The sequence below is a fragment of the Streptomyces sp. bgisy130 genome, from assembly GCF_057708345.1.
Genome location: NZ_JBYISA010000051.1, coordinates 1 through 24,688 on the forward strand (window position 1 = coordinate 1; position 24,688 = coordinate 24,688).

Genomic DNA, 24,688 nt, shown 5'->3' on the forward strand with positions numbered 1-24,688 from the left:
ACTGCTTCGCTTTACGTCCACACACCAGGCCCCTCCGGCCCGTCCCCTCCCGTTGGGGGTGGGGAAAAGAAGGCTGGAGGGGGCGGGCGTTATCTCTCCGGTTCTCGTGGTTCGTTGTGTTCTCTTGTCTCGCCCGGGTCCAGTGGGGGTGCGGTGACGCCGCAGTGGTAGGTGGTTTTGGCGTGGCAGGGTTCTTCGGCGCCTGGTTGGGGGCGTAGGACGTCGGTGCGTACGGTGAGCCAGGCGATCAGTGCGCCGACCACCAGGACCGCGGCGCACAGTGGCATGGCGCGGAGGAAGGCGGCGGCGAAGGCGTCGGGGGAGCGGTAGGCGTCGGGGCCGAAGCCTGCGAGCAGGGGGAGTGCTGCTACCGCCATCAGGCCCGCGGCCCGTGCCGCTGCGTTGTTGATGCCGCTGGCCAGGCCCGCGCGGTCGACGTCCACGGACGCCAGGACGGTCGCGGTGAGCGGGGCGACCAGGGTCACCATGCCCGCGCCCAGCACCACCAGGGCGGGCAGCACGTCGGTGAAGTAGGAGGCGCCGCGGCCCACCCTCATCATCAGCAGCAGGCCCGCGGCACACAGCAGCGGTCCGACGGTGAGCGGGAGCCGTGGGCCGGTGCGCTGGCCCAGTTCTCCGGAGCGGGCGGAGAGCAGCAGCATCAGCACGGTGGTGGGCAGCAGCGCGGTACCGGCTTGCAGGGCCGAGTACCCCACCACGACCTGGAGCTGGAGCACGGACAGGAAGAAGAAGCCGCTGAAGGCGGCGTAGACGCAGACCGTCACCGCGTTCACGGCGGAGAACTGGCGGATACGGAAGATGGCGGGCGGCAGCATCGGATCGGCCCGGCGGCGTTCGACCCTGATGAAGAGTGCGCCGAGCAGCAGCCCGGCCACCGCGGGAACGATCACGCCGGGACCGGCGCCCCCGTTCGGTGCGGCGATCAGGGCGTAGGTCACCCCGGCCAGCGACAGCGCTCCCAGGACCGCGCCCAGGACGTCGAAGCCGCGGCGTCCGCGCGCGCCGCGCTCCCGGGTCTCGGGTACGTGCCGCAGCGCCACCGGGACGCACACCGCGGCCAGCGGCACATTCAGGAAGAACACCCAGCGCCAGCCGGCGCCGTCCACCAGCCAGCCGCCGATGAACGGGCCCACCGCCGCGGCCACCCCGCCGAGCCCCGACCAGGCGCCGACCCCGCGGGCCCGGTCGTCGGGGTGGAGCACGGCCTGGATCAGCGCCAGCGAACCGGGCGTGAGCAGCGCCCCGCCGACGCCCTGGAGCGCACGGGCCGCGATCAGTACGCCGGCCTGCGGTGCCAGCCCGCAGAGCAGGGAAGCGGTGGCGAACCAGACCACGCCGATCACGAACACCCGGCGGCGGCCGAAGCGGTCACCGAGCGCACCGCCCAGCAGGATCAGCGAGGAGAGGGTGAGCAGGTAGGCGGTGACGGTCCACTGGAGGACCGCCAGATCCGCGTTGAGATCCTCGCCGATCCGGGGCAGGGCGACATTGACGACGGTGCCGTCGAGCAGTGCCATGCCGGACCCCAGCACGGCCGTCAGCAGCACCCACCGGCCCTGTGCCGAGGCCAGCCGGACCGCGCCGGGCGCACTCGGTTCGCTCATAGGGCGAGCATGCCCGTCCCCGCGCCCGCTCGCCCGCCCTGCGGCCGGCCGGGCGCACAAAGGCTCCGCATCCCGGACGGATGCGGAGCCCCGGTGCGCGGCGGCCGGCGGTGCGGCCCGCCGGTTACTTGATCTTGGTGCCGGTGGAGCGCAGGTTGGCGCAGGCCTCGGTGACCCGCTTGGCCATCCCGGCCTCGGCCAGCTTGCCCCAGCTGCGCGGGTCGTAGGTCTTCTTGTTGCCGACCTCGCCGTCGACCTTCAGCACACCGTCGTAGTTGCGGAACATGTGGTCCGCGACCGGGCGGGTGAAGGCGTACTGGGTGTCGGTGTCCAGGTTCATCTTGACCACGCCGTTCTCCAGCGCGATGGCGATCTCCTGCTCGGTGGAGCCGGAGCCGCCGTGGAAGACGAAGTCGAACGGGGCGGCCTTGCCGTACTTGGCGCCCACGCCCTCCTGGAGGTCCTTCAGCAGCTCGGGACGGAGCACGACATTGCCCGGCTTGTAGACGCCGTGGACGTTGCCGAAGGAGGCGGCGAGCAGGTAGCGGCCCTTCTCGCCCAGGCCCAGCGCCTCGGCGGTGCGCAGCGCGTCATCGACCGTGGTGTAGAGCTCGTCGTTGATCTCGTGGGTGACGCCGTCCTCCTCGCCACCGGTCGGGGTGATCTCGACCTCAAGGATGATCTTGGCGGCGGCGGCCTTGGCCAGCAGCTCCTGGCCGATGGCCAGGTTGTCGGCCAGGTTCTCGGCCGAGCCGTCCCACATGTGGGACTGGAACAGCGGGTTCTGGCCCTTGGCGACGCGCTCCGCGGAGATGTCCAGCAGCGGGCGTACGTAGCCGTCCAGCTTGTCCTTCGGGCAGTGGTCGGTGTGCAGCGCGACGGTGATGTCGTACTTGGCGGCGACAACGTGCGCGAACTCGGCGAGCGCCACCGCACCGGTGACCATGTCCTTGTTGTACTGGCCGCCCAGGAACTCCGCACCACCGGTGGAGATCTGGATGATGCCGTCGCTCTCGGCCTCGGCGAACCCACGCAGCGCGGCGTGCAGCGTCTGCGTCGACGTGACGTTGATGGCCGGGTAGGCGAACTTCCCTGCCTTCGCCCGGTCGAGCATCTCGTTGTAGATCTCGGGGGTTGCGATGGGCATCTGTCCGCTCCTTGTGTGTGCGGGTGTGCGTACTGGGCCCTGACCAGGGGGGCGAGGACTTCGCCGTGCACATCTTCCCAGACAAGGCCCTTCGCTCCACATTGCCTGTCCGGCCGTCCCAGTCCTTGGGCAGTCGGTTTCACGTGAAACCGACTGCCCTTCGACAAAGCCGCAGGTCAGCGCGGAGGGCTCAGCACCGGTGCGGCCGTCGCGCCGGTCTCAGCCCAGGTCGAGGTCGCCCAGCTGGTAGCCCGTGATATAAGGCAGCCCGGCCTCGGCGATGGCCGGGGCGGCACCGCGGTCGACGATCGTTGCCACCGCAACGACCTCGGCGCCCGCCTCACGCGCCGCCTCGACGGCGGTCAGCGGCGAGCCACCGGTGGTGGAGGTGTCCTCGACGATCAGGACCCGGCGGCCCTTGATGTCCGGACCCTCGATACGGCGCTGCATCCCGTGTGCCTTCTGCGCCTTGCGGACGACGAAGGAGTCCAGCCGGCCGCCGCGCGCCGCGGAGGCGTGCAGCATCGAGGTCGCGACCGGGTCGGCGCCGAGCGTCAGCCCGCCGACCGCCTCGTAGTCCAGGTCGGCGGTGATGTCCAGCATCAGCTGACCGACCAGCGGCGCGGCCTCGCCGTCCAGGGTGATCCGGCGCAGGTCGATGTAGTAGTCGGCCTCCTTGCCGGAAGAAAGCGTCACCTTGCCGTGCACCACGGCCTTGTCCTTGATCTGGCGCAGCAGCTCGCCGCGCACGTCGTCACTCATGCGCACGAGCTTAGGCGGTGCCCCGGGACAGGTTCCGCCAGCTCCAGGTCATGGAGATCTCCAGCGGGTCGATCGGCGTGACCAGGCGCGGCAGGGTGTTGAGGCCGTTCGGCGGGCCGGTCTGCGGCTCGACACACACCGCGGCCTCCTGCTCGTCGTAGACCACGGCCCATTCGGCGCGGCTGGTGATCTTCAGCTCCAGGCGGCCGGGCCAGGTGAGGGTGGCCGCCACGCCCTGCGGCATCCCGAAGCAGTCGTCCCAGGGGCCCGGCTTCGGCGGGATCCGGCGGCCGGTCGGGAGATGGTCCGCGCCCCGCTCCTCCTGCCACTCGGGCCCGAAGTCGACGAGGACGTCCTTGCCGCCCTCCCCGAGGTTCCGCAGGAACCAGGGGTGCCAGCCGGCCTGCGCGGGGAAGGAGTCGGCGGTCGCCTCGACGCCCATGGTGAGGGTGAGCGAAGCGCCGTCCTCGGCGAGTTCGACGAGCTGGGTGACCTGCCCCGGGTACGGCCAGGGCGCCGCCGGGTCCTGGAGGTCGTAGGTGAAGACGCCCTCCGTGGCGCCCGCCCGCACCGTGCGCCAGCGCAGGTCGCGGCCGGTGCCGTGGATGGCGTGCGGCGCGGCGTTGAGCGGCATCCGGTGGAGCTCGCTGCCGTTGCGGAACTCCCCGTGGGCGAGCCGTCCGCACCACGGCACCATCGGGAAACAGCCGTATCGGGGGCCCTGCCGCAGCAGCTCCGTACCGCCGGTGCGCAGGCTCGCGATCCGGCAGCCGAGGTCCGGCCGGACGGTCAGTTCGGTGTCTCCGGCGGCCAGTCGCACGCCCTCCGGCGCCTGCGTCCGCGCCACGCCCTGCGTGGTGTTGTCGGTGCTCACGGGACCGAGCCTAGCGACGCACCGCGTGCAGCGTGGGACGCCGTACGGGCCGCGGCCATCGTCGGCCGCGGCCCCGGGTCAGCGGCGTCGGCGCAGCACCCGGCCGACGACCACCGCGGACGCCAGCACCACCGCGGCCGCGGGCGCCGCCCAGCGCAGGGTCACCGAGGTGCCGTGCGACTCGGGTGCGGGCACCGGCGCGTACCGGCCGCGCGGCGGGGCGTGGTCGACCTCTTCCGCGCTGCGGCCGATCATCGTGCGGCGGGCGTGCGCGGCCTCGGCGGGAGCGAGCCGGTCCGCCTCGTCCCCGTAGGCGTGCTCGGGGTGCGCAGCGGAGAACGCGTCCGCCGCCTCGCCCGCGTCGAGGTCGAAGTCCTCGCCGGCCTCGGCCGCCGCATCGAGATCCACCGTCTCATCGGCGTCCTCGTCGCTGCCCGGGTCCAGGGACGGCGGCGGCACCTCGGTGTCGAACACCCGGGACCCGGCCGCGTCCCCGGCGTCATCGGCCGGTGCGGTGGCGTCGTCCGCTGCGGTGGCGTCGCCCGGCCCACCGGCATCGGCCGCTCCGGCCTCGTCGGCCACTCCACCGTCCTCGGCCGCTCCGGCCCCGTCGGTCACCGGCCGCCGTCGCAGGTCCGCCGCCAGGTTCTCCGCGAAGCGGTCCAGCAGCCGGCGGCCGACGGAGGCGGCGGACCGGTCGGTGGCCTCGGCGAGCCGGCCGTCGCGGTGGACCGTGCCGGAGCAGCGCAGCGTCGTACCGGGGCCGGGCTCGGTGGCCGGGGCGAGCCGTACGGCCACGGTCAGCGCGACCGCGCCGTCGCCCCGCGTCTCGGTGCCCTTCGCCTCGACGGTCACCGCGGCCGCACCGTCGTCACCGGTTCCGTCCTCCGCGGCGGCGCCGACCGTCAGCGTGCCGCGATAGGTGATGGTGGAGCTTCCGATACGCAGCCGCAGCCGGCCCTCCGGACACCCGGGGGCCGCATCGGCGTCGAGCTGGACTCCTGGGACACAGCGCGCCACCCGCTCCGGATCGGTGAGCGCCTGCCGCACGGTCCCGACGGGAAACGGAACGTACACCTCATGCTCCATGACATGGGAGCCTACCCAGCGGCCGCGAACCCGTGCCCGCCCACGCGGAACTTTCTGCCACCGGGCCGGAACCGGGGCGGAACCGGCAGCGCCGCTGCCGCCGCCCGCACCGCCCGAGGTCCGCAGCGCGCGCCGCCCCGTGCCGGACCCGCTCAGTCCTGATACCGCGGACGCATCAGCGTCGACGCCGGCAGTCCGGCCCGCCGCTCGCGGGCCTCCGCGCGCCAACCGTCCCGCAGTTCCCCGGCGCTGAGCCCGGCCAGCGGGGGAGCGTCGGGCGCCAGGCCGAACACCGGACGGTGCCGCGCGGCCAGCACGAAGCCCCAGTACCGGGTCCCGGACGGCGCCGCGGCGGCCGGGGCCTGGGCGTCCACGGGCGGGACGGCGCCCGCCGAGCGGTCCGGGCCGCCGGAGAAGGCCGCGGGCCGGCCGGAGAGCCGGTACGGAACCGTCGCCAGGCCCACCGACCGGACCGTCGACTCCACCGTCCAGTACAGACGCGCGCGCTCGACCGGCGGCCCGGCGTGCACCACCAGCCGCCCGTCGCGGGCCAGCAACTGCGCCGCCAGGCCGTAGAACTCCTGCGAGTAGAGCTTGGTGCACACGGTGATCCCGGGATCGGGAAGATCGGAGACGATGACGTCGTACGGCTCCGCCCGGTGGCCGGGGCCGCGGACGCCCCGCTGCCGCAGCCAGTCGAAGGCGTCGGCGGTCACCGTCCGGACCCGGGGATCGGCGAGCGAGTGCCGGTTGAGGCGGGTGAGACCGGGGTCGGTGCGCGCCAACCGCAGGACACCGGGGTCGAGTTCGACGACGGTCACCGAGCGGACCGCGCGATAGCGGAGGATCTCGCGCACCGCGAGGCCGTCGCCGCCGCCGAGCACCAGCACCCGGCCGTGCGGGCCACCCGCCATCGCCGGGTGCACCAGCGCTTCGTGGTAGCGGAACTCGTTCTCCGCGCTGACGCGGAGCCGGCCGTCGAGATACAGCGCCAGCGGTCCGCCGGAACCTTTCCTCCCGTGCCCCGCACCGGCTCCGGCACCCGTCCCGCCAGTCATCACCACTTCCTGGACGCCGGTCTGCACCGCGACCCGGGCCGAGGAGCCGTACACCGCCAGCCGGGCGGCCCGTTCGAACGGGGTCGCCAGCACCACGCCCGCGGCGAGCAGCGCCAGGACCAGGGCATTGACGCCGAAGAGCGCCCAACGGGCACGGGCACTGAGATCGCGGCGGAACAGCCACAGCACCAGCACCGCGCCGGCCACCGCGTTGACGGCACCGGTGAGCAGCGCACCGGTCAGCTGGCCGAAGCCCGGCAGCAGCAGAAACGGAAAGGCCAGCCCGCCGACGAGCGCGCCGACATAGTCCGCGGCGAAGAGATCGGCCACCGCGCCGCCCGCGTCCTGCCGGCGCACCCGCTGGATCAGCGTCATCAGCAGCGGTACCTCGGCGCCGATCAGGATGCCGATGGCCAGGGAGAAGCCGACGAGCGCGGAGCGGGACTGCCCGAACCAGGCGAAGCAGGCGTAGAGCGCCATCGCGGAGGTGCCGCCGACCAGCGCGAGGCCGGCCTCCACCGCGCCGAAGCCGGCCGCCGCCCGGCAGCGCAGCCGCTTGGCGAGCAGCGCGCCGACCCCCATCGCGAAGACCATGACGGACAGCACGACCGACGCCTGGGTGACGGAGTCGCCCACCAAGTACGTGGCCAGAGCGACCAGTTCGAGTTCGTAGACCAGACCGCAGGCGGCGCAGACGAAGACGACGGCGAGGACGAGCAGCCGGCCGAGCCCGGCCGGCACGGGCAGTCGCGCCGGTGTCATGACGTCCGGCGGGCCGGGAGCGCCGACGCGAGCGGACTCTGACGGGTCGATCATAAAATGAACGCTACGTGACGATTCTGTGGCATTCCGTCACCCACACGAGTAGACCTCGCGGGCTACACGCCTCCGTTGGGGCGTTACCGAAGCATGGGGCGCAAGGACACACCGCGCCGCGCGCGCCCCACCGTCCGCGCCCTCCCGAACCCCCACGCCCCCGGCGCACCGTCCCCGCGCCCCTCGCACCGCACATGCCCCCACGCCCTCCCGCCGACCGGACCGGTCACCGGCGCCCGGTCCCGCTAGACCGCCGCGACCCTGGCCCGTACGCCCACGCGGGTACGGGTGGCCACCAGGCGGCCCTCCTGCGGATACGCGTGCCAGGTCCGCCAGCGCACCTGCCCCTGCTGACGCTGCGCCAGCATCGCGGTGAAGGCGTGCGGCGAGCCGGGGAACGTACCGGCGAGCCCGTGCGGATGCTCCGCCACCAGCGCGAGCAGCTCCTGCGCCCGCCCGGCGAACGAGCCGCGCGAGAGGGTCTCCACATGGGCGGCGAACTCGTACTCCCAGTCCCCCAGCCGCTTCGCCACCCCGAGCGGCAGCGGTGTGCTGCTGCCCGGCATACAGGCGACCGTTTCGGAACAGCTGCCGTGCTCCTCCTCGAGAAGCACCTGGTGAGAGGCGCCGAGCAGTCTCAACTGCACCTGAGCGTCCTGGAGTTGGAGATCGAGTACGGCGAGGGCCGGCAGGGGTTCCCTGCCCAGCGCCCAGGCCAGGTCGGAGGCACGGGTATCGGTGTACGCCGTCGTCAAAGAGGTGAGCATGGGTCGGCTCCGCAAGCACGCAGTGGAATGGTGGGCCGGCCCGCCCGAAAAGGATCAGGGATGTACGACTGCCTGCCGGCTCGCGCCCACGTGGGGTCGGAGAACGTGGGGGATTCTCTGGGGAGAGGGAATCATGAAAGCCCCGTCGCCCACAGCGCTTTTACCCATCTTCTCCGGGTTTCCATCCGCTCGGGGGCCTTGCAGTTCAGTTGTTCAACGACCAAGCGCCCGGCGGGTGTTGGCCTTTCGACCAGCCCCACCGGGCGCATATGCGACAAGCAACTAGCCATCCGCACATATGGAGTTGGCGCGGCGCGTCCTCGGCTCAGGAGCCGCCGCCACCGCCACCGCAGCCGCCGCCACCACCGCCGCCACCGCAGGAAGACCCGCCACAGGAGGATCCGCCGCCGCATCCGCCGTGGTGCCCACCGTGGTGGTGGCCACCGCCCGAACCTCCGTCGCCACCGGCCCACCAGCTGCCGCCGCCGGAGCCCCGCCCGCCCCCGCCACGCGCACCACTCCGCGAGGCCACGGCCACCAGGCCGATCACTCCGGCGCAGATCACCAGGAAAACCACAATCCCCATTTGCCTCACACTCCTTTTCATCCCCCGAAGCGTGAGGGCACCTCCGCCGCCCTTGAGGCAGTGGGGGCGCATACGCTCCGTCCGGCGCCCGGTGCGCCGCTCCGGCGCCGTCCGGCACCGTGGACCGCCCTCGTCGGCGGCCGTCTCATTCCGTTGTGCGGGGCTGATGCCCCGGCTCCGGCGTCTCAAAGCACAGTTGAGGAAGACCAGAGGTTCGGCGCAGGATGACGTCCATGGACCGACCGCTGCTCAACCGCCGCCTCGCCGAATTCGGCACCACGATCTTCGCCGAGATGTCGGCGCTCGCCGTACGGACCGGCTCCATCAACCTCGGCCAGGGCTTCCCCGACGCCGACGGTCCGGAAGAGGTCAGGGAAGCGGCGGTGCGCGCGCTGCGCGACGGCCGTGGCAACCAGTACCCGCCCGGCCCCGGCATCCCCGAGCTGCGCACCGCCGTCGCCGCCCATCAGCAGCGCTTCTACGGCAAGCTCGGCCTCTCCTACGACCCCGACACCGAGGTCCTGGTCACCGCGGGCGCCACCGAGGCCCTCGCCGCCGCGCTGCTGGCACTGCTGGAGCCGGGCGACGAGGTCATCGCGCTGGAGCCGTACTACGACTCGTACGCCGCCGGTATCGCGCTGGCGGGCGGCCGCCGCGTCCCGGTGACCCTGCGCGCGGACCCGGAGTCCGGCAGCTACCGCCTCGACCTGGACGAACTGCGCGACGCCATCACCGGCAACACCCGCCTGATCCTCCTCAACACCCCGCACAACCCCACCGGCACCGTCCTGACCCGCGACGAGCTCGCCGAGATCGCCCGCCTCGCCTGCGAGCGCGATCTCCTCGTGGTCACCGACGAGGTCTACGAGCACCTCGTGTTCGAGGGCGAGCACCTCCCGCTGGCGTCGTTCCCCGGGATGCGCGAGCGCACCGTCACCATCGGCTCGGCCGGCAAGACCTTCTCGTTCACCGGCTGGAAGGTCGGCTGGGTCACCGCAACGGCGGAACTGGTGAGCGCGGTCCGCTCCGCCAAGCAGTTCCTCACCTATGTCTCCGCCGGGCCCTTCCAGTACGCCGTCGCCGAGGCCCTCGCCCTCCCCGACAGCTACTTCACGGAGCTGCGCGACGACCTGCGCACCAAGCGCGACATCCTCGCCACCGGCCTCACCGACGCCGGCTTCCAGGTCTTCCGCCCCTCGGGCACGTACTTCATCACCACCGACATCCGCCCCCTCGGCGCTGTGCTGTCCGAAGAGGGCGACGGCTTCGCCTTCTGCCGCGCCCTCCCCGAACGCGCCGGCGTCGTCGCCATCCCCAACGCCGTCTTCTACGACCACAAGGACCAGGGCGCCCCTTACGTCCGCTTCGCCTTCTGCAAGAGCACCGACGTGCTCCAGGAGGCGGCCGACCGCTTGAAGCGCCTGTAACGGCCAGTGGGGACCGTCGCCCCACCCCGGCACAGACACACGCGGGCCCCGGAGCCATCAAGCTCCGGGGCCCGCGCAGCAGGGTGGGTGTGGGACGGACGGGGCTCAGGCCTCGTCGTCACCCGGCTTCTCGTCGGAGTCGCCTTCGATCTCGGCTTCCAGGCCGAGCTGCTCGACGATCCACTTGTCGAATTCGATGGAGGCGCGGACCCAGCTGACCGTGCTCGACACAAAGTGTTCGAGCGAGACACCGGTGCCGATCAGCATCGATGCCTCACCGATCAGACGGACCGTGCCGTCGTCATGGGTGTGGGTGTAGGCCTTGGGCCACAGCGTCCGGCGGTTCCAGTCGTCGATCGCCTCCAGCAGCTTCGACTTCTCATCGATGCCGTGGGCACGGTCGTAGAACGTACGGACGGAGAAGATCTGCTGCTCCTCCTCGCCCCGGAACATGAAGTACGTGCGGAACTGCTCCCACGGGGCGGCGAGGTCACCCTCCTCGTCGACTACGTACTTCAGCTCCATCTGGTCGAGGAGCTGCTTGACCAGGTCCTGGTCTGGCACGACGGGACCATCAGGCCCCGACGGCTCGGGTTCGGGCTGGCCCCCGAAATTCGGAATCGAGGACGGGTCGATGCTCACCGTGGAATTCCCTTCGTATGGTCCCTGCCATCCTCCCCCACATCCGCCCCGTCGTGGCAACCCGGACGGGGAGGATGCGGGCAAGGTGTCGCCCGGGGCAACGATCGGCCGGGGCGGGCGGGCCGATCGCCGCGGCGGCGGTCAGCCCGCGGGCCGCCCGGCTGCCTCCACGGAGAGCTGATCGCCGTCCACGTCCACCCGCACGGTGTCCCCCTCCAGCACCTCGCCCGCCAGGATGGCGCGCGCGAGCTGGTCGCCGATGGCCGTCTGGACCAGGCGGCGCAGCGGCCGGGCACCGTAGGACAGGTCCGGGGCGGGGGCGTCGACGACCGGTTCCTGGCCGAGCCAGGCGAGCCAGTTCAGGGCGCGGTCGGTGACGTCCAGCGTCAGCCGGCGGTCGCCGAGACGGCGCTGGAGATGGCCGAGCTGGATCCGGGCGATCCGCTGGAGCTGGTCCGTGCCGAGCGGGTGGAAGACCACCACGTCGTCGAGCCGGTTGAGGAACTCGGGCCGGAAGGCGGTCCGGACCGTCTCCAGCACCTTCTCCCGCTTCTGCTCCTCCTTGAGCAGCGGATCCATCAGGAAGGTGGAGCCGAGGTTGGAGGTCAGGATGAGGATGGTGTTGCGGAAGTCGACGGTGCGGCCCTGGCCGTCCGTGAGCCGGCCGTCGTCGAGGACCTGGAGCAGGATGTCGAAGACCTCGTGATGGGCCTTCTCCACCTCGTCCAGCAGGATGACCGAGTAGGGGCGGCGGCGGACCGCCTCCGTCAGCTGGCCGCCCTCCTCGTAGCCGACATAGCCGGGCGGCGCGCCGACCAGCCGCGCGACACTGTGCTTCTCGCTGTACTCCGACATGTCGATCCGGACCATCGCCCGCTCGTCGTCGAAGAGAAAGTCCGCGAGCGCCTTGGCCAGCTCGGTCTTGCCGACGCCGGTCGGGCCGAGGAAGAGGAACGAGCCGGTGGGGCGGTCCGGATCGGCGATCCCGGCGCGGGTGCGGCGTACGGCGTCGGAGACGGAGCGGACGGCCTCGGTCTGGCCGATCAGCCGCTTGCCGAGCTCCTCCTCCATACGGAGCAGCTTCTGGGTCTCGCCCTCCAGGAGGCGGCCGGCCGGGATGCCGGTCCAGGCGCCGACCACATCCGCGATGTCGTCCGGCCCGACCTCCTCCTTGACCATGGACTCCTTGGACGCCTCCTGCTCGGCCTCGGCGGCGGCCGCCTCCTCCAGCTCGTGCTCCACGCCCGGGATCTCGCCGTACAGCAGCTTGGAGGCGGTGTCGAAGTCGCCGTCGCGCTGGGCGCGCTCCGCCTGGCCGCGCAGCTCGTCGAGCTTCTCCTTGAGCGCACCGACGCGGTTGAGGCTCTGCTTCTCCTTCTCCCAGCGGGCGGTCAGGCCGCGCAGCTCCTCCTCCTTGTCGGCGAGGTCCTTGCGCAGCTTCTCCAGCCGCTGGACGGAGCCCGCGTCGGTCTCGTTCTTGAGCGCCAGCTCCTCCATCTTCAGCCGGTCGACGGCGCGCTGGAGCTCGTCGATCTCCACGGGCGAGGAGTCGATCTCCATACGGAGGCGGGAGGCGGCCTCGTCGACCAGGTCGATGGCCTTGTCGGGCAGGAAGCGGGAGGTGATGTAGCGGTCGGAGAGCGAGGCCGCGGCGACCAGCGCGGAGTCCGCGATCTGCACCTTGTGGTGGGCCTCGTAGCGCCCCTTGAGCCCGCGCAGGATGGCCACGGTGTCCTCGACGGTCGGCTCGGCGACCAGCACCTGCTGGAAGCGCCGCTCCAGCGCCGGGTCCTTCTCGATCCGCTCGCGGTACTCGTCCAGCGTCGTCGCGCCGACCATCCGCAGCTCACCGCGGGCCAGCATCGGCTTGAGCATGTTGCCCGCGTCCATGGACGAGTCGCCGCCGGCGCCCGCGCCGACGACGGTGTGCAGCTCGTCGATGAAGGTGATGATCTGGCCCTCGCTGGACTTGATCTCCGCCAGGACGGTCTTCAGCCGCTCCTCGAACTCACCGCGGTACTTGGCGCCCGCGACCATCGCCCCCAGGTCGAGCGCGACCAGCCGCTTGTTGCGCAGCGACTCGGGCACATCGCCCTTGACGATCCGCTGCGCCAGCCCCTCGACGACGGCGGTCTTGCCGACGCCCGGCTCACCGATCAGCACCGGGTTGTTCTTCGTACGGCGGGACAGCACCTGCACCACGCGGCGGATCTCGTGGTCCCGGCCGATGACCGGGTCGAGCTTGCCCTCGCGGGCGGCCGCGGTGAAGTCCGTACCGAACTTCTCCAGCGCCTTGTACGTGCCCTCCGGGTCGGCGTTGGTCACCCGCTGCCCGCCGCGGTTCGCCTCGAACGCGGCCAGCAGCTTCTTGGCGGAGGCGCCCTGCTGCTCCAGCAGCTCGCCGGTGCGCCCGCCCTTGGCGGCGATGCCGATGAGGAGGTGCTCGGTGGAGACATACGCGTCACCGAGCTCCTTGGCGCGCTGGGTGGCGTCGGCGATGGCGGAGAGCAGATCGCGGTCCGGCTGCGGCGGCGCGACCGTCGAGCCCTGCACGCTGGGCAGCGCGGCCAGCTGGCGCTCGGCCCCGTTGCGCAGCGCGGCGGCGTCCGCCTCCACGTCGGCCAGCAGGTCCATGATGTTCTCGTTGTCCTGCCCGGCCAGCAGCGCGAGCAGGAGATGCGCGGACGTCATGTCCGCGTGCCCGGAGGTGACCGCCCGCTCATTGGCGGCGCTCAGTGCCTCCCGGCTCTTGTTGGTCAGCTCGGCGTCCACGTCCTCGCGATCCTCCTCGACTCGTCCTGCCCGGCCTCAGTGACCGGTCTGGACCCACTCCGGCACATCCTGCACATACCAACGTGCGATAAGTTGAGTCTATTCCACTCAAGGCTGCGGAAGCGAGCCCCCTCGCCCGTTGCTCGCTCACTCGTGCGAGGGAACGGGGGCCGATCGCGCCGCCACCCACCGCGTCGCCCGGCGACACTGGCCTTCGACCACAAGGAGGTGCAGCATGACGGCTATGGCACACGCGCCTATGCCCACCGACGACGAGACCCTCCTGGATTACTTCCTCGCCTTGGAGACGCCCCTGGGCTTCCGAGCCGAGCTGATCGAGGGGGAGATCGTTGTGACACCACCGACGGACGGTACGCATGAGCACTGCTTCAGCGGGATCGTCTCGCAGATCCTGCGACAGTCCGAAGTGGACATGGACGTCTCCGGCTACAAGGGGCTCGAGATGCCCCGCGGCGGCAGGTGCCCAAAGAATCACGTGATTCCCGATGCCACCATTGCCCCACGCGCGCTGCGTCTGTTCCGCGGCGCCCCTCCCTGGATGCCCAGCGACGGAGTCGCCATGGTCGCCGAGGTGACATCGAGCAATCCGGAGCGCGACCGGAAGGCCAAGCGGCACTGCTACGCCCGTGCCGGCATCCCGCTTTACTTGCTCGTGGACCGCAGCAAGGCCGAGATCACGCTGTTCAGCGACCCTTCCGGAGACGACTACGCAGGGCACAGCACCGCCCCTGTCGGCAAACCCCTCCCCCTCCCCGCCCCCTTCTCCTTCGACCTCGAAACCGCCGACTTCCTCTGAGCCCCCGGCCCCGAACTACTCTGGCCCCCATGGCCCATGACCTCAGTGCCCTCAGCCCGGAATACCTCGCCTTCTGGGGCGAGTATCTGATGCCGACCCTCACCACGCTGCGTACGAACGGGACGCCCCATGTCGTTCCCGTAGGCGTCACTTACGACGCCGGGCAGCGGATCGCGCGGATCATCACCCGCAAGGACAGTGCCAAGGTCAAGAACATCCTCGCCGCCGGGGCCGACGGTGCCACGGTCGCCGTGTGCCAGGTCGACAAGGGGCGCTGGGCGACGCTGGAGGGCCGGGCCCGGGTGCGTACGGACGCCGAGTCGGTGGCCGACGCGGTGCGCCGGTACGCCGAGCGGTACGGCCGGACGCCGACGCCCAACCCCGATCGCGTCATGATCGAGATCGCGGTGACCAAGGCGATGGGCCGGGCCTGAGCGCCGGCCCGACATCCGCTCCCCCTCCGGCGCGCTGGCCGGAAACGGTCCCTCCGTATCCGCTCCGGGCCATCCACCTGGTACTCAAGAGCGACGGGAACCGAACAGCTCCGCGCAATCACGGACGACATCGGACCTGTCCCCTGCAAAAGACAGCAGCTGGAGGCCGTATGGCGTCGGCAGTGTGCACCGTGACGGCCGTTCCGCGCCGTCCGTCCCCCACCGCGCCGCATCCGCACGCCGAGCTCTGCCCGCGCTGCGGCGGCCAGCTCGCCGTCAATCAGGACGGCTGGAAGATCTGCCACGCCTGCGGCTATGCCTCGCCGCCCGGTACAGCCCCTCCTCCACGGGCCGCTCGCGGGGGTATCGTCGCCCCCACAGTCGCCACGCCCCGGAGGGCACGATGAACTCGGTCCGAGTCACGGCGATCGCCTGCCTGATGCCGCTGTCCGAGCTGGACGAGGATCCGTTCCTGGTCGATGACCGCAGCCAGCACGACATGTGCAAGCAGTGGGCGGCGGCCCGTGACTACCACCTGACCTGCCAGCTCAGCCTGCACCAGCTGCGCGCCGACCACGGCGCGCTGTGGCGTGACGTCGAAGAGGGCCTGGTCGATGTGTTCGTGGCGCCCAACCGCCGGGCGCTGGAGAACGCCATCGCCGGCGCGGACGAGTTCACCGCACGGTGCGCCGCGGCCGGCGTCCGCCTGGAGACCGCCGACCTCGACGAGCCGGTCTACACCCTGGCGATGAAGTCGCAGGTGCACCGGCGGCTGTCGATGCCGACGGCCGGATACAACGGCTGCTGAGCGGACCGCGGCCGGGCGCGCGGCCGGATCCGGAAACGCGAGAAGGGCCGGGTCACCCCGGCCCTTCGTCACGTCATGTGCCGGGCGTCGGCGCCCCGGCCGCGGCCGTCACTCCGGCCGCTTGGGACGCCAGACCACCAGGGCGCTGGTCTGCTGCACATCCTGATACGGCACCAGATCGCGCCGATAGGAGGCGTGCACCGCCGCCTCCCGCTGCTGCATCGCGCTGGCCGCGCCCTCCAGGGCGCCCTGGAGCTCGACGACCCGCTGCTGAAGGGCCGTGACCTGGTTCTCCAGCTCGATGATGCGCTTGATACCGGCGAGGTTGATGCCCTCGTCCTGGGACAACTGCTGGACCGTACGGAGCAGTTCGATGTCCCGGGCCGAATAGCGGCGGCCCCGCCCGGCCGTGCGGTCGGGCGAGACCAGCCCCAGCCGGTCGTATTGCCGAAGGGTCTGCGGATGCAGGCCGGAGAGCTGAGCCGCGACGGAGATGACGTACACCGGCGACTCATCGGTCAGTTCATAGGGGTTACGACGCTGCCCGCCCCGGCTGTCCATCTCAAGCTCCCTTCGCGGCCTGGAACAGCTCCGCCCGCGGGTCCGCACCCGCGGTCGCCTCGCGATAGGACTCCAGCGACTCCTTCGCCTTGTCGCTGAGGTCACCGGGGACCAGCACCTCTATGGTGACCAGCAGATCCCCCCGTGTGCCGTCCTTACGGGCCGCACCCTTGCCACGGGCCCGCATGGTGCGTCCGTTGGGCGTGCCGGCCGGCAGCTTCAGCGTCACCGGCGGACCGCCCAGCGTCGGCACCTTGACCTCCCCGCCGAGCGCGGCCTCCGGGAAGGTGACCGGCACCGTGATGGTGAGGTTGTCGCCCTTGCGGCCGAAGACCGGGTGGGCGTCGACATGCACGACCACATACAGATCGCCCGCCGGGCCGCCCTGCTCGCCCGGGGCGCCCTTGCCGCGCAGCCGGATGCGCTGCCCGTCCGAGACCCCCGCGGGGATACGGACCTGCATCGTCCGGGCACTGGTCGCCCGCCCGCTGCCCTTGCAGACCTCGCAGGCGTCCTGGGCGATCAGACCCCGGCCCTTGCAGTCGGCGCACGGGTCGGTGAGCGAGAAGCCGCCGCCCGCGCCCCGGCTGACCTGGCCGGTGCCGACGCAGGTCGGGCAGACCCGCGGGGTGCCGTTCTTGTCGCCGGTGCCGGAACACGCCTTGCACGGCGCCTGGCTGGACATCCGCAGCGGGACCGTGGCCCCGTCGACCGCCTCGGTGAAACTGAGAGTCACCTCGGACTCGATGTCCTGGCCCCGGCGCGCATGGGTACGGGTACCGGCGCCGCCGCGGTTGAACAGGCCGCCGAAGACGTCCCCGAGCCCGCCGCCGAAGCCTCCGCCGCCGCCCTGGCCCTGCGAGCCCCCGAAGAGGTCGCCCAGGTCGAAGTTGAAGTTGCCGCCGCCGCCCGGCCCCGGCCGGTAGCCGCCGTTGCCGAACAGCGTGCGCGCCTCGTCGTACTCCTTGCGGCGCTTGGCGTCGCCCAGGATGTCGTTCGCCTCGGAGATCTCCTTGAAGCGCTCCTCGGCCTTGGCGTCACCCTTGTTGGCGTCCGGGTGGAACTCGCGGGCGAGCTTGCGGTACGCCTTCTTGATCTCCGCTTCGGTGGCGTCCTTCGGGACGCCGAGGACCTTGTAGTAGTCCTTCTCGACGAAGTCCTTGGTGCTCATCCCCGACGTCCCTCCTTCCGCGCGGTTTTCGATTCTGTCCTCACGTCAGCCCTCTTCCGGGCCACCGCTCTCCTCGTCCGAAGCCTTGGCACCCTTGGCCTCGTCATCGGATCCGGACTTGGGGCCCTGCGCGCCCGGCTGCGGCTCGGCGACGGCGACCCGCGCGGGGCGGATCGTTCGTTCACCGATGCGATACCCGGGCTGAAGGATCGCCACGCACGTCGTCTCGGTGACGTCCGGTGCGTACGAGTGCATCAGCGCCTCGTGGATCGTCGGGTCGAAGGGCTCGCCCTCCTTGCCGAACTGCTGCAAACCCAGCTTGGCGACCACGGTCTCCAGCGATTCGGCCACCGACTTGAAGCCGCCGACCAGTTCGCCGTGCTCGCGGGCCCGGCCGATGTCGTCGAGGGTGGGAAGGAGCTCGGACAGGAGGTTCGCCGCGGCGATCTCCTTGACCGTGACCCGGTCCCGCTCCACCCGACGGCGGTAGTTCTGGTACTCCGCCTGGAGCCGCTGGAGGTCCGTCGTGCGCTCGTTGAGCGCCGTACGTACCTGGTCCAGCTGCGCCTGGAGCGCTACGTCCGGTACGTCCCCGGCCGGGGCCGAGCCCGCCTTGTCGGCGGACTCGGCCTGCGCCGCGTCTTCGGAAGCGGCGTCAGAGGGGACGTCGGGCTTCTCGTCGAAGCCCGGGGTCTCCTCCGTCACGCGGCACCATCCTTCTTCGGCTTCTCGTCGTCGACGATCTCGGCGTCCACGACATCGTCCTCGGCCTTGGCCTGCTCGGCGCCCTCGGCACCGGCAGCGCCCTCGGCACCCTGGGCGTCGGCGTACATGGCCTGGCCCAGCTTCTGGGAGACGGCCGCGACCTTCTCGGTGGCGGTGCGGATCTCCGCGGTGTCCTCACCCTTGAGCTTTTCCTTCAGCTCGGTGAGGGCTTCCTCGACCTCGGTCTTGACCTCGCCCGGGACCTTCTCCTCGTTGTCCTTGAGGAACTTCTCGGTCTGGTAGACGAGCTGCTCGGCCTGGTTGCGGGTCTCGGCGGCCTCGCGGCGCTTGGTGTCCTCGTCCGCGTACTGCTCGGCCTCCTGGCGCATCCGGTCGACCTCGTCCTTCGGCAGCGAGGAGCCGCCGGTGACGGTCATCTTCTGCTCCTTGCCCGTGCCCAGGTCCTTCGCGGTCACGTGCATGATGCCGTTGGCGTCGATGTCGAAGGAGACCTCGATCTGCGGGACCCCGCGCGGGGCCGGCGGCAGACCGGTCAGCTCGAACATCCCGAGCTTCTTGTTGTACGCCGCGATCTCGCGCTCGCCCTGGTAGACCTGGATCTGCACGGACGGCTGGTTGTCCTCGGCCGTCGTGAAGATCTCGGAACGCTTGGTCGGGATCGTGGTGTTGCGCTCGATGAGCTTGGTCATGATGCCGCCCTTGGTCTCGATACCGAGGGACAGCGGGGTGACGTCCAGCAGGAGGACGTCCTTGACCTCACCCTTGAGCACACCGGCCTGGAGGGTGGCGCCGATGGCGACGACCTCGTCCGGGTTGACGCCCTTGTTGGCGTCCTTGCCGCCGGTCAGCTCCTTGACGAGCTCGGCGACGGCGGGCATACGGGTGGAGCCGCCGACCAGGACCACGTGGTCGATCTCGGACAGGTTGATACCCGCGTCCTTGATCACGTTGTGGAACGGCGTCTTGCAGCGGTCCAGCAGGTCCGAGGTGAGCTGCTGGAACTGCGAGCGCGTGAGCTTCTCGTCCAGGTGCAGCGGGCCCTCGGCGGAGGCGGTGATGTAGGGAAGGTTGATCGTCGTCTCGGTGGAGGACGACAGCTCGATCTTCGCCTTCTCGGCGGCCTCGCGCAGGCGCTGGAGCGCCATCTTGTCCTTGGCCAGGTCGACGCCGTGGCCGTTCTGGAACTGCTTGACCAGGTAGTCGACGACGCGCTGGTCCCAGTCGTCACCACCGAGGTGGTTGTCACCGTTGGTGGCCTTCACCTCGACGACGCCGTCGCCGATCTCCAGGAGCGAGACGTCGAAGGTGCCGCCACCGAGGTCGAAGACCAGAATGGTCTGGTCGTCCTTCTCCAGGCCGTAGGCCAGGGCGGCCGCGGTGGGCTCGTTGACGATGCGCAGGACGTTGAGGCCCGCGATCTCACCGGCCTCCTTGGTGGCCTGGCGCTCGGAGTCGTTGAAGTAGGCCGGAACGGTGATGACCGCGTCGACGACCTTCTCACCGAGGTACGCCTCGGCGTCGCGCTTGAGCTTCTGCAGGATGAAGGCGCTCATCTGCTGCGGGTTGAAGCCCTTGCCGTCGATGTCGATCTTCCAGTCGGTGCCCATGTGGCGCTTGACCGACCGGATGGTCCTGTCGACGTTGGTGACCGCCTGACGCTTGGCGACCTCGCCGACCAGCACCTCGCCGTTCTTGGCGAAGGCGACAACGGACGGCGTGGTCCTGGCGCCCTCGGCGTTGGTGATGACGGTGGGCTCACCGCCTTCGAGAACACTGACGACGGAGTTCGTCGTGCCCAGGTCGATGCCGACCGCACGTGCCATTTCAATTCCTCCAGCTGACTTGAGTGGAACAGGCTCAAGAGTGCAGGACCAAAGAAAACCTGTCAACAGACCTGAGTCGGACACGCTCAAGTTTTATATCGCTCTTATCGTCACCACGGCTGCACCACAGGACGCCGGGGCCACACAGAGGGTTGCCTTCGCGACGCAGATCACCGGCCGGGCGGCTTCATGGGGCGGAGGAGAATGGGTAACCTCAGCGGCAGACCAAAAAAGTTACTGCTTAGTAGTCCCCCACCGTTTTCCGCTCTCGCAGGTACGAGGAGCCTCCCATGCAACTCGCCGCGATCATCGTGTCGCTGGTGCTCATCGCGGTCGCCGTGGCGCTGTTCGGCCGCGCCCTGCTCCAGATCTACCGCCATATGCGACTCGGCCAGCCGGTGCCCGCGGGCACCCGCACGGACGCGCCCGCCCAGCGGACCGTCACCGTGGCCAAGGAGTTCCTCGGCCACACTCGCATGAACCGCTGGGGCGTCGTCGGCGTGGCGCACTGGTTCGTGGCGGTGGGCTTCCTCACCCTGCTGCTGACGATCGTCAACGCCATCGGCCAGCTCTTCCAGGCCGACTGGCTGATCCCGTTCATCGGCGACTGGCTGCCGTGGGAGATGTACGTCGAGGCGATGGGCACGCTGACGACCGTGGGCATCATCGCCCTGATCGTCATCCGGCAGCTGAACCGCCCCGGCGGCGCGGGCCGCAAGTCCCGCTTCGCGGGCTCCAACACCGGCCAGGCGTACTTCGTCGAGACCGTCATCCTCATCGTCGGCTTCTGCATCGTGACGCTGCACGCCCTGGAGGGCGCCCAGCACGGCGTCGACCACTACGAGCCGGCGTACTTCATCTCGTACCCCCTGGTCGTGGCCTTCAAGGGGATGAGCCTGGGCACCGTCCAGAACCTCACCTACTTCTTCGCCGCCCTCAAGATCGCGACGTCCTTCATCTGGATGATCACGGTCTCGCTGAAGACCGACATGGGTGTGGCCTGGCACCGCTTCCTCGCCTTCCCCAACATCTGGTTCAAGCGCGAGGCGGACGGCGGGGTGGCGCTGGGCGCCCTTCAGCCGATGACCAGCGCGGGCAAGCCGATCGACTTCGAGGACCCGGGCGAGGACGACCAGTTCGGTGTCTCCCAGGTCGAGCACTTCTCCTGGAAGGGTCTGCTCGACTTCTCCACCTGCACCGAGTGCGGCCGCTGCCAGTCGCAGTGCCCCGCCTGGAACACCGGCAAGCCGCTCTCCCCGAAGCTCCTGATCATGTCGCTGCGCGACCACGCGCACGCCAAGGCGCCCTACCTCCTGGCCGGCGGCGGCAAGGACATGGAGGGCAACGAGCAGGCGACCGCCGAGCAGCTCAAGGACGTGCCCGCGGCCGCCCTCGCGGAGGCCGAGCGCCCGCTGATCGGCACCCTCGAAGAGAACGGTGTCATCGACCCGGACGTCCTGTGGTCCTGCACCACCTGCGGCGCCTGTGTCGAGCAGTGCCCGGTCGACATCGAGCACATCGACCACATCGTCGACATGCGCCGCTACCAGGTCATGATCGAGTCCTCGTTCCCGTCCGAGGCGGGCACGATGCTCAAGAACCTGGAGAAGAAGGGCAACCCCTGGGGCCTGGCCAAGAAGCAGCGGCTGGCCTGGACCAAGGAGGTCGACTTCGAGGTTCCGGTCGTCGGCCAGGACATCGAGGACCTCACCGAGGTCGAGTACCTCTACTGGGTCGGCTGCGCCGGTGCCCTGGAGGACCGCGCCAAGAAGACCACCAAGGCCTTCGCCGAGCTGCTGCACATCGCGGGCGTGAAGTTCGCGATCATGGGCGGCGACGAGAAGTGCACCGGTGACTCACCGCGCCGTCTGGGCAACGAGTTCCTCTTCCAGCAGCTCGGCGCGGAGAACGTCGCGACGCTGAACGCGGCCTTCGGCGAGGACGACGAGGACGAGTCGACCAAGAAGCCGAAGGCGTCGAAGAAGATCGTCGCGACCTGCCCGCACTGCTTCAACACCATCGCGAACGAGTACCCGCAGCTGGGCGGCGAGTACGAGGTCATCCACCACACCCAGCTGCTCCAGCACCTGGTGGACGAGGGCAAGCTCACCCCCGTCACCCCGGTCGAGGGTCTGATCACCTACCACGACCCCTGCTACCTGGGCCGCCACAACAAGGTCTACACCCCGCCGCGCGAGATCATCGCCAAGGTGCCGGGCCTGCGGAACGAGGAGATGCACCGCCACAAGGAGCGCGGCTTCTGCTGTGGCGCCGGCGGTGCCCGGATGTGGATGGAAGAGCGCATCGGCAAGCGCATCAACAACGAGCGCGTCGACGAGGCCCTGTCGCTCAACCCCGACATCGTCTCGACGGCCTGCCCCTTCTGCCTCGTGATGCTGACCGACTCGGTCAACGGCAAGAAGAACGACGGCAAGGCGAAGGAATCCATCCAGGTCGTCGACGTGGCCCAGCTGCTGCTGGACTCCGTGAAGACACCGGTGGACCCGGCGGGCGACCCGGAGCCGGAGGACAGCTCGGAGCCCGAGCCGGTGAAGTAGCGGCACGGGCAGCAACATCGGCCGGCGGCCGGTCCCTCTCGGAGGGGGCCGGCCGCCGGCCTTTCCGGACGGCCCGTACGGGGCGCCATTGCCGGGCGGCGGCCCACCGGGAAGCATCGTGGGGCCGCGGTGGACGACACGACAACAGGCTTACGGGTGGGGTGGATACGGCATGGGAAGACGGATCGCCGCGACGGCGGGGCTCGGGCTGGCCCTCCTGCTCAGCTCCTGCGGGCTGCTCTCCCCCTCGGGCGACGCGCGTCCCGCCGCGCCCCACCGCGCCTCCACGCTGCCGCGAGCGCGCCCCGTGCCCGCCGGCCACGGCAGCCGCACCGCCCACGACTTCAACGGCGACGGCCACCCCGATCTCGTCCTCGACAGTCTGCTCGCCCCGGCCGGCGGCCGTGACGACGACCCGGGCATCGGCATCGTCTACGGCTCCGCGCGCGGACTCGACCCGGCCACCCGGGAGTTGCTCACCCCGGCCCGCCACGCCGCCCCCACCAAGGGGACCGTGCCCGCCTCGTTCGACGCCGAGACCGTCTGCGACCTCGACCGGGACGGCTTCAGCGATCTGGTCGTCACCACCGACCCGCCGTACGACGGCGTCGGCCGCCCGCCCGTCCCCGTCCAGCTCCTCTTCGGCTCGCCGCACGGCCTCGGCCCCGCCCGCGCCGTGAAACTCCGTATCCCGGACCGGGCGAGATTCGGCAACGAATGGCCCGACCAGCCGGTCTGCGGCGACTTCGACGGCGACGGCGCACCCGACCTGGCCATCACCGCCACCGGCCCCCGGATCAGCTATCTGCGGGGCCCGTTCACCCGCACCGGCGCCCCCAAGGCGGCCGGCGCACCCGTCGACATCCCGGGGACCGCCCTCGCGCCCACCGCGCCCCTCTCGTCGTCCGACCTCGACGGCAACGGCGCCGACGAGCTCCTCGTACGGGCCGCCGACCCCGGCCGCCGGGCCCGCAGCCGGCTCGCCCTCGGCGGCCCCCGGGGCCCGGTCCGCGCGGGCCCGGCCGCCTACCCGCCCGGCTACGCCACGGTCTTCGGCCGCTTCACCGGGACCGCCCGTGCGGTGACCTCCGTCACCGCCGACACCGAGGGTCTGCTCTCCGTCGGCGGCCGCCCCGGCCGGATCCGTACCGGCACCGGCGGGATCCCCACCCTCGCCACCGGTGATGTGGACCACGACGGAAACCCGGATCTCGTCGTGGCCGGCCGCCGCCCCGCCCTGCTGAGCGGCACCGCGAACGGGCTCTCCACGACCGCCCGCCGGCTGCCCGTGCCCCGCCTGCCCGGTTCCGGACGCCCGCACGCAACGGTTCTCGCCCTCACCGACTTCGACGGCGACCGCCACGCCGACCTCGTCCTGCTGACCCGGCGCGACCGCACCCACGACAGGGTGACGGTCCTGCCCGGCGGTCCGTCAGGACTCGCCACGCGTCCCGCACTCTCCTTCACCACGGCGGATTTCAGGGCTCCCTGACGGCCCGCCAGCTGTTTTGTGGCCGGTGGCTAATACACTTGTCCCGGCGCGGGACGCATCCGAGCATGACGCCATGAACACAGACACGGGCCGGGCCACGGCCGACGACCCGGGCGCGCCGGCCCGCCCCGCCCCACCCGAGACGCCGCCCGCCCCGCCGGTCAGGGTCCGGCTCGCGCTCCCCACCGACGCCCCCGCGATCGCCGCCGTGCACCAGGCGTCGCGGCAGGCCACCATGCCCTACCTGCCGCCCCAGCGCCGTACCCACGAAGAGGTCACCCGCTGGATCCGGGAGATCGTGCTGCCGCAGTGTCACACCCTCGTCGCCGTCCGTGGCACGGAGCTCGTCGGCTATGCGGCCCTCCAGGGCGAGCTGCTCGAACAGCTCTACCTCCGGCCCGACGTCCGGCGCGCCGGCATCGGCTCGCTCCTCCTCGCCGAGGCGCGGCGGCACCGCCCCGACGGCCTGTACCTGCATGTCTTTCAACTCAACACCGGGGCAAGGGCGTTCTACGCCCACCACGGTTTCCGGGTCGTGGCCGCCAACGACGGCAGCACCAACATGGAGAACCTGCCGGATCTCACCCTCCGCTGGACCCCGGCCCCCGGCCGCGTACCCCCTCGGGGAACCCCCTAGGGGATGTCACAGGTCAGATGCAAACCGGGCCCCGATCCCCCGGCTCCGCCACCCGATCCACGCGGACCAGGTACTTTCGAGTACGTGGCTGGATTC

The 24,688-nt window shown here is 71.0% G+C and carries 20 protein-coding genes; 7 read left to right on the top strand and 13 right to left on the bottom strand.

Annotated elements, in window-relative coordinates; translation table 11 throughout:
- Positions 1-89: 89 nt before the first annotated feature.
- From AC3EUV_RS34880 to AC3EUV_RS34910, 7 genes are all read right to left on the bottom strand, one after another.
- The gene (locus AC3EUV_RS34880; protein ID WP_432144350.1) at positions 90-1,625 is read right to left on the bottom strand and encodes an MFS transporter; all 1,536 of its coding nucleotides are present in this window, start codon (positions 1,623-1,625) and stop codon (positions 90-92) included.
- A gap of 124 nt (positions 1,626-1,749) precedes the next feature.
- Complete coding sequence (gene fbaA, locus AC3EUV_RS34885; RefSeq protein WP_432144349.1) at positions 1,750-2,772, bottom strand: class II fructose-bisphosphate aldolase; 1,023 nt, start codon at positions 2,770-2,772, stop codon at positions 1,750-1,752.
- Positions 2,773-2,991: 219 nt separating this feature from the next.
- A complete protein-coding gene (gene pyrE, locus AC3EUV_RS34890; protein WP_168480245.1) occupies positions 2,992-3,534 on the bottom strand; it encodes an orotate phosphoribosyltransferase in 543 nt (180 codons plus the stop codon).
- A 10-nt stretch (positions 3,535-3,544) separates the two neighbouring features.
- Complete coding sequence (locus AC3EUV_RS34895) at positions 3,545-4,408, bottom strand: aldose epimerase family protein (RefSeq protein ID WP_432144348.1); 864 nt, start codon at positions 4,406-4,408, stop codon at positions 3,545-3,547.
- 78 nt (positions 4,409-4,486) lie between these two features.
- A complete protein-coding gene (locus AC3EUV_RS34900; RefSeq protein ID WP_435604658.1) occupies positions 4,487-5,497 on the bottom strand; it encodes an SRPBCC domain-containing protein in 1,011 nt (336 codons plus the stop codon).
- 152 nt (positions 5,498-5,649) lie between these two features.
- Positions 5,650-7,371 carry a polyamine aminopropyltransferase gene (locus AC3EUV_RS34905; RefSeq protein ID WP_435604659.1) on the bottom strand — a complete coding sequence of 574 codons (1,722 nt, stop codon included), beginning with the start codon at positions 7,369-7,371 and terminating at the stop codon, positions 5,650-5,652.
- A gap of 245 nt (positions 7,372-7,616) precedes the next feature.
- Positions 7,617-8,138 (bottom strand): DUF2617 family protein, encoded by a 522-nt coding sequence (locus AC3EUV_RS34910; RefSeq protein WP_386440116.1) that lies wholly within the window; start codon positions 8,136-8,138, stop codon positions 7,617-7,619.
- Between the two features lie 819 nt (positions 8,139-8,957).
- Between AC3EUV_RS34910 and AC3EUV_RS34915 the strand changes: the two genes are divergently transcribed.
- Positions 8,958-10,151, top strand: a complete 1,194-nt coding sequence (locus AC3EUV_RS34915; RefSeq protein WP_432144345.1) for a pyridoxal phosphate-dependent aminotransferase — start codon at positions 8,958-8,960, stop codon at positions 10,149-10,151.
- A gap of 105 nt (positions 10,152-10,256) precedes the next feature.
- Here the strand turns inward: AC3EUV_RS34915 and AC3EUV_RS34920 are convergent, their stop codons facing one another.
- Both AC3EUV_RS34920 and clpB read right to left on the bottom strand, forming a co-directional pair.
- Positions 10,257-10,793 (bottom strand): YbjN domain-containing protein, encoded by a 537-nt coding sequence (locus AC3EUV_RS34920; RefSeq protein WP_085925552.1) that lies wholly within the window; start codon positions 10,791-10,793, stop codon positions 10,257-10,259.
- Positions 10,794-10,934: 141 nt separating this feature from the next.
- The gene (clpB, locus tag AC3EUV_RS34925; protein ID WP_432144344.1) at positions 10,935-13,565 is read right to left on the bottom strand and encodes an ATP-dependent chaperone ClpB; all 2,631 of its coding nucleotides are present in this window, start codon (positions 13,563-13,565) and stop codon (positions 10,935-10,937) included.
- A 235-nt stretch (positions 13,566-13,800) separates the two neighbouring features.
- Here clpB and AC3EUV_RS34930 point away from each other — a divergent pair, with 235 nt between their 5' ends.
- The 3 genes from AC3EUV_RS34930 (at position 13,801) to AC3EUV_RS34940 (ending at position 15,624) form a co-directional block, all read left to right on the top strand.
- Positions 13,801-14,382 carry a Uma2 family endonuclease gene (locus AC3EUV_RS34930; protein WP_432144343.1) on the top strand — a complete coding sequence of 194 codons (582 nt, stop codon included), beginning with the start codon at positions 13,801-13,803 and terminating at the stop codon, positions 14,380-14,382.
- Positions 14,383-14,411: 29 nt separating this feature from the next.
- Positions 14,412-14,816, top strand: a complete 405-nt coding sequence (locus AC3EUV_RS34935; RefSeq protein WP_432144342.1) for a pyridoxamine 5'-phosphate oxidase family protein — start codon at positions 14,412-14,414, stop codon at positions 14,814-14,816.
- A gap of 403 nt (positions 14,817-15,219) precedes the next feature.
- A complete protein-coding gene (locus AC3EUV_RS34940; RefSeq protein ID WP_387241994.1) occupies positions 15,220-15,624 on the top strand; it encodes a hypothetical protein in 405 nt (134 codons plus the stop codon).
- Positions 15,625-15,732: 108 nt separating this feature from the next.
- On the opposite strand, the gene AC3EUV_RS34945 is transcribed toward AC3EUV_RS34940, so the two are convergent.
- The 4 genes from AC3EUV_RS34945 to dnaK are packed head-to-tail and all read right to left on the bottom strand — an operon-like array spanning position 15,733 to position 19,905.
- Positions 15,733-16,185, bottom strand: coding sequence for a heat shock protein transcriptional repressor HspR (locus AC3EUV_RS34945; RefSeq protein ID WP_042151432.1), 453 nt, complete (start codon positions 16,183-16,185; stop codon positions 15,733-15,735).
- A gap of 1 nt (position 16,186) precedes the next feature.
- Positions 16,187-17,356 (bottom strand): molecular chaperone DnaJ, encoded by a 1,170-nt coding sequence (gene dnaJ, locus AC3EUV_RS34950; RefSeq protein ID WP_432144341.1) that lies wholly within the window; start codon positions 17,354-17,356, stop codon positions 16,187-16,189.
- Between the two features lie 45 nt (positions 17,357-17,401).
- Positions 17,402-18,061: a nucleotide exchange factor GrpE gene (gene grpE, locus AC3EUV_RS34955; RefSeq protein WP_432144340.1), complete on the bottom strand. Its 660-nt coding sequence runs from the start codon at positions 18,059-18,061 to the stop codon at positions 17,402-17,404.
- Positions 18,058-19,905 (bottom strand): molecular chaperone DnaK, encoded by a 1,848-nt coding sequence (dnaK, locus tag AC3EUV_RS34960; RefSeq protein WP_432144339.1) that lies wholly within the window; start codon positions 19,903-19,905, stop codon positions 18,058-18,060. The genes grpE and dnaK overlap by 4 nt, the downstream gene beginning before the upstream one ends.
- 290 nt (positions 19,906-20,195) lie before the next feature.
- On the opposite strand from dnaK, the gene AC3EUV_RS34965 reads away from it, so the two are divergent.
- The 3 genes from AC3EUV_RS34965 to AC3EUV_RS34975 all read left to right on the top strand — a co-directional run bounded on the left by AC3EUV_RS34965 (position 20,196) and on the right by AC3EUV_RS34975 (position 24,592).
- Positions 20,196-22,463 carry a (Fe-S)-binding protein gene (locus tag AC3EUV_RS34965; RefSeq protein ID WP_432144338.1) on the top strand — a complete coding sequence of 756 codons (2,268 nt, stop codon included), beginning with the start codon at positions 20,196-20,198 and terminating at the stop codon, positions 22,461-22,463.
- A 172-nt stretch (positions 22,464-22,635) separates the two neighbouring features.
- Positions 22,636-23,955 (top strand): FG-GAP repeat domain-containing protein, encoded by a 1,320-nt coding sequence (locus AC3EUV_RS34970; RefSeq protein ID WP_435604660.1) that lies wholly within the window; start codon positions 22,636-22,638, stop codon positions 23,953-23,955.
- A gap of 73 nt (positions 23,956-24,028) precedes the next feature.
- Positions 24,029-24,592, top strand: a complete 564-nt coding sequence (locus AC3EUV_RS34975) for a GNAT family N-acetyltransferase (RefSeq protein WP_435604661.1) — start codon at positions 24,029-24,031, stop codon at positions 24,590-24,592.
- The last annotated feature ends 96 nt before the right edge of the window (positions 24,593-24,688 follow it).

Bases quoted from the DNA above. Each gene is read 5' to 3' on its own strand.
- AC3EUV_RS34880 (WP_432144350.1), bottom strand. From the start codon at position 1,625: ATGAGCGAACCGAGTGCGCCCGGCGCGGTCCGGCTGGCCTCGGCACAG.
- fbaA (WP_432144349.1), bottom strand. From the start codon at position 2,772: ATGCCCATCGCAACCCCCGAGATCTACAACGAGATGCTCGACCGGGCG.
- pyrE (WP_168480245.1), bottom strand. From the start codon at position 3,534: ATGAGTGACGACGTGCGCGGCGAGCTGCTGCGCCAGATCAAGGACAAG.
- AC3EUV_RS34900 (WP_435604658.1), bottom strand. From the start codon at position 5,497: ATGGAGCATGAGGTGTACGTTCCGTTTCCCGTCGGGACCGTGCGGCAG.
- AC3EUV_RS34905 (WP_435604659.1), bottom strand. From the start codon at position 7,371: ATGATCGACCCGTCAGAGTCCGCTCGCGTCGGCGCTCCCGGCCCGCCG.
- AC3EUV_RS34910 (WP_386440116.1), bottom strand. From the start codon at position 8,138: ATGCTCACCTCTTTGACGACGGCGTACACCGATACCCGTGCCTCCGAC.
- AC3EUV_RS34915 (WP_432144345.1), top strand. From the start codon at position 8,958: ATGGACCGACCGCTGCTCAACCGCCGCCTCGCCGAATTCGGCACCACG.
- AC3EUV_RS34930 (WP_432144343.1), top strand. From the start codon at position 13,801: ATGACGGCTATGGCACACGCGCCTATGCCCACCGACGACGAGACCCTC.
- AC3EUV_RS34935 (WP_432144342.1), top strand. From the start codon at position 14,412: ATGGCCCATGACCTCAGTGCCCTCAGCCCGGAATACCTCGCCTTCTGG.
- AC3EUV_RS34940 (WP_387241994.1), top strand. From the start codon at position 15,220: ATGAACTCGGTCCGAGTCACGGCGATCGCCTGCCTGATGCCGCTGTCC.
- AC3EUV_RS34945 (WP_042151432.1), bottom strand. From the start codon at position 16,185: ATGGACAGCCGGGGCGGGCAGCGTCGTAACCCCTATGAACTGACCGAT.
- dnaJ (WP_432144341.1), bottom strand. From the start codon at position 17,356: ATGAGCACCAAGGACTTCGTCGAGAAGGACTACTACAAGGTCCTCGGC.
- dnaK (WP_432144339.1), bottom strand. From the start codon at position 19,905: ATGGCACGTGCGGTCGGCATCGACCTGGGCACGACGAACTCCGTCGTC.
- AC3EUV_RS34965 (WP_432144338.1), top strand. From the start codon at position 20,196: ATGCAACTCGCCGCGATCATCGTGTCGCTGGTGCTCATCGCGGTCGCC.
- AC3EUV_RS34970 (WP_435604660.1), top strand. From the start codon at position 22,636: ATGGGAAGACGGATCGCCGCGACGGCGGGGCTCGGGCTGGCCCTCCTG.
- AC3EUV_RS34975 (WP_435604661.1), top strand. From the start codon at position 24,029: ATGAACACAGACACGGGCCGGGCCACGGCCGACGACCCGGGCGCGCCG.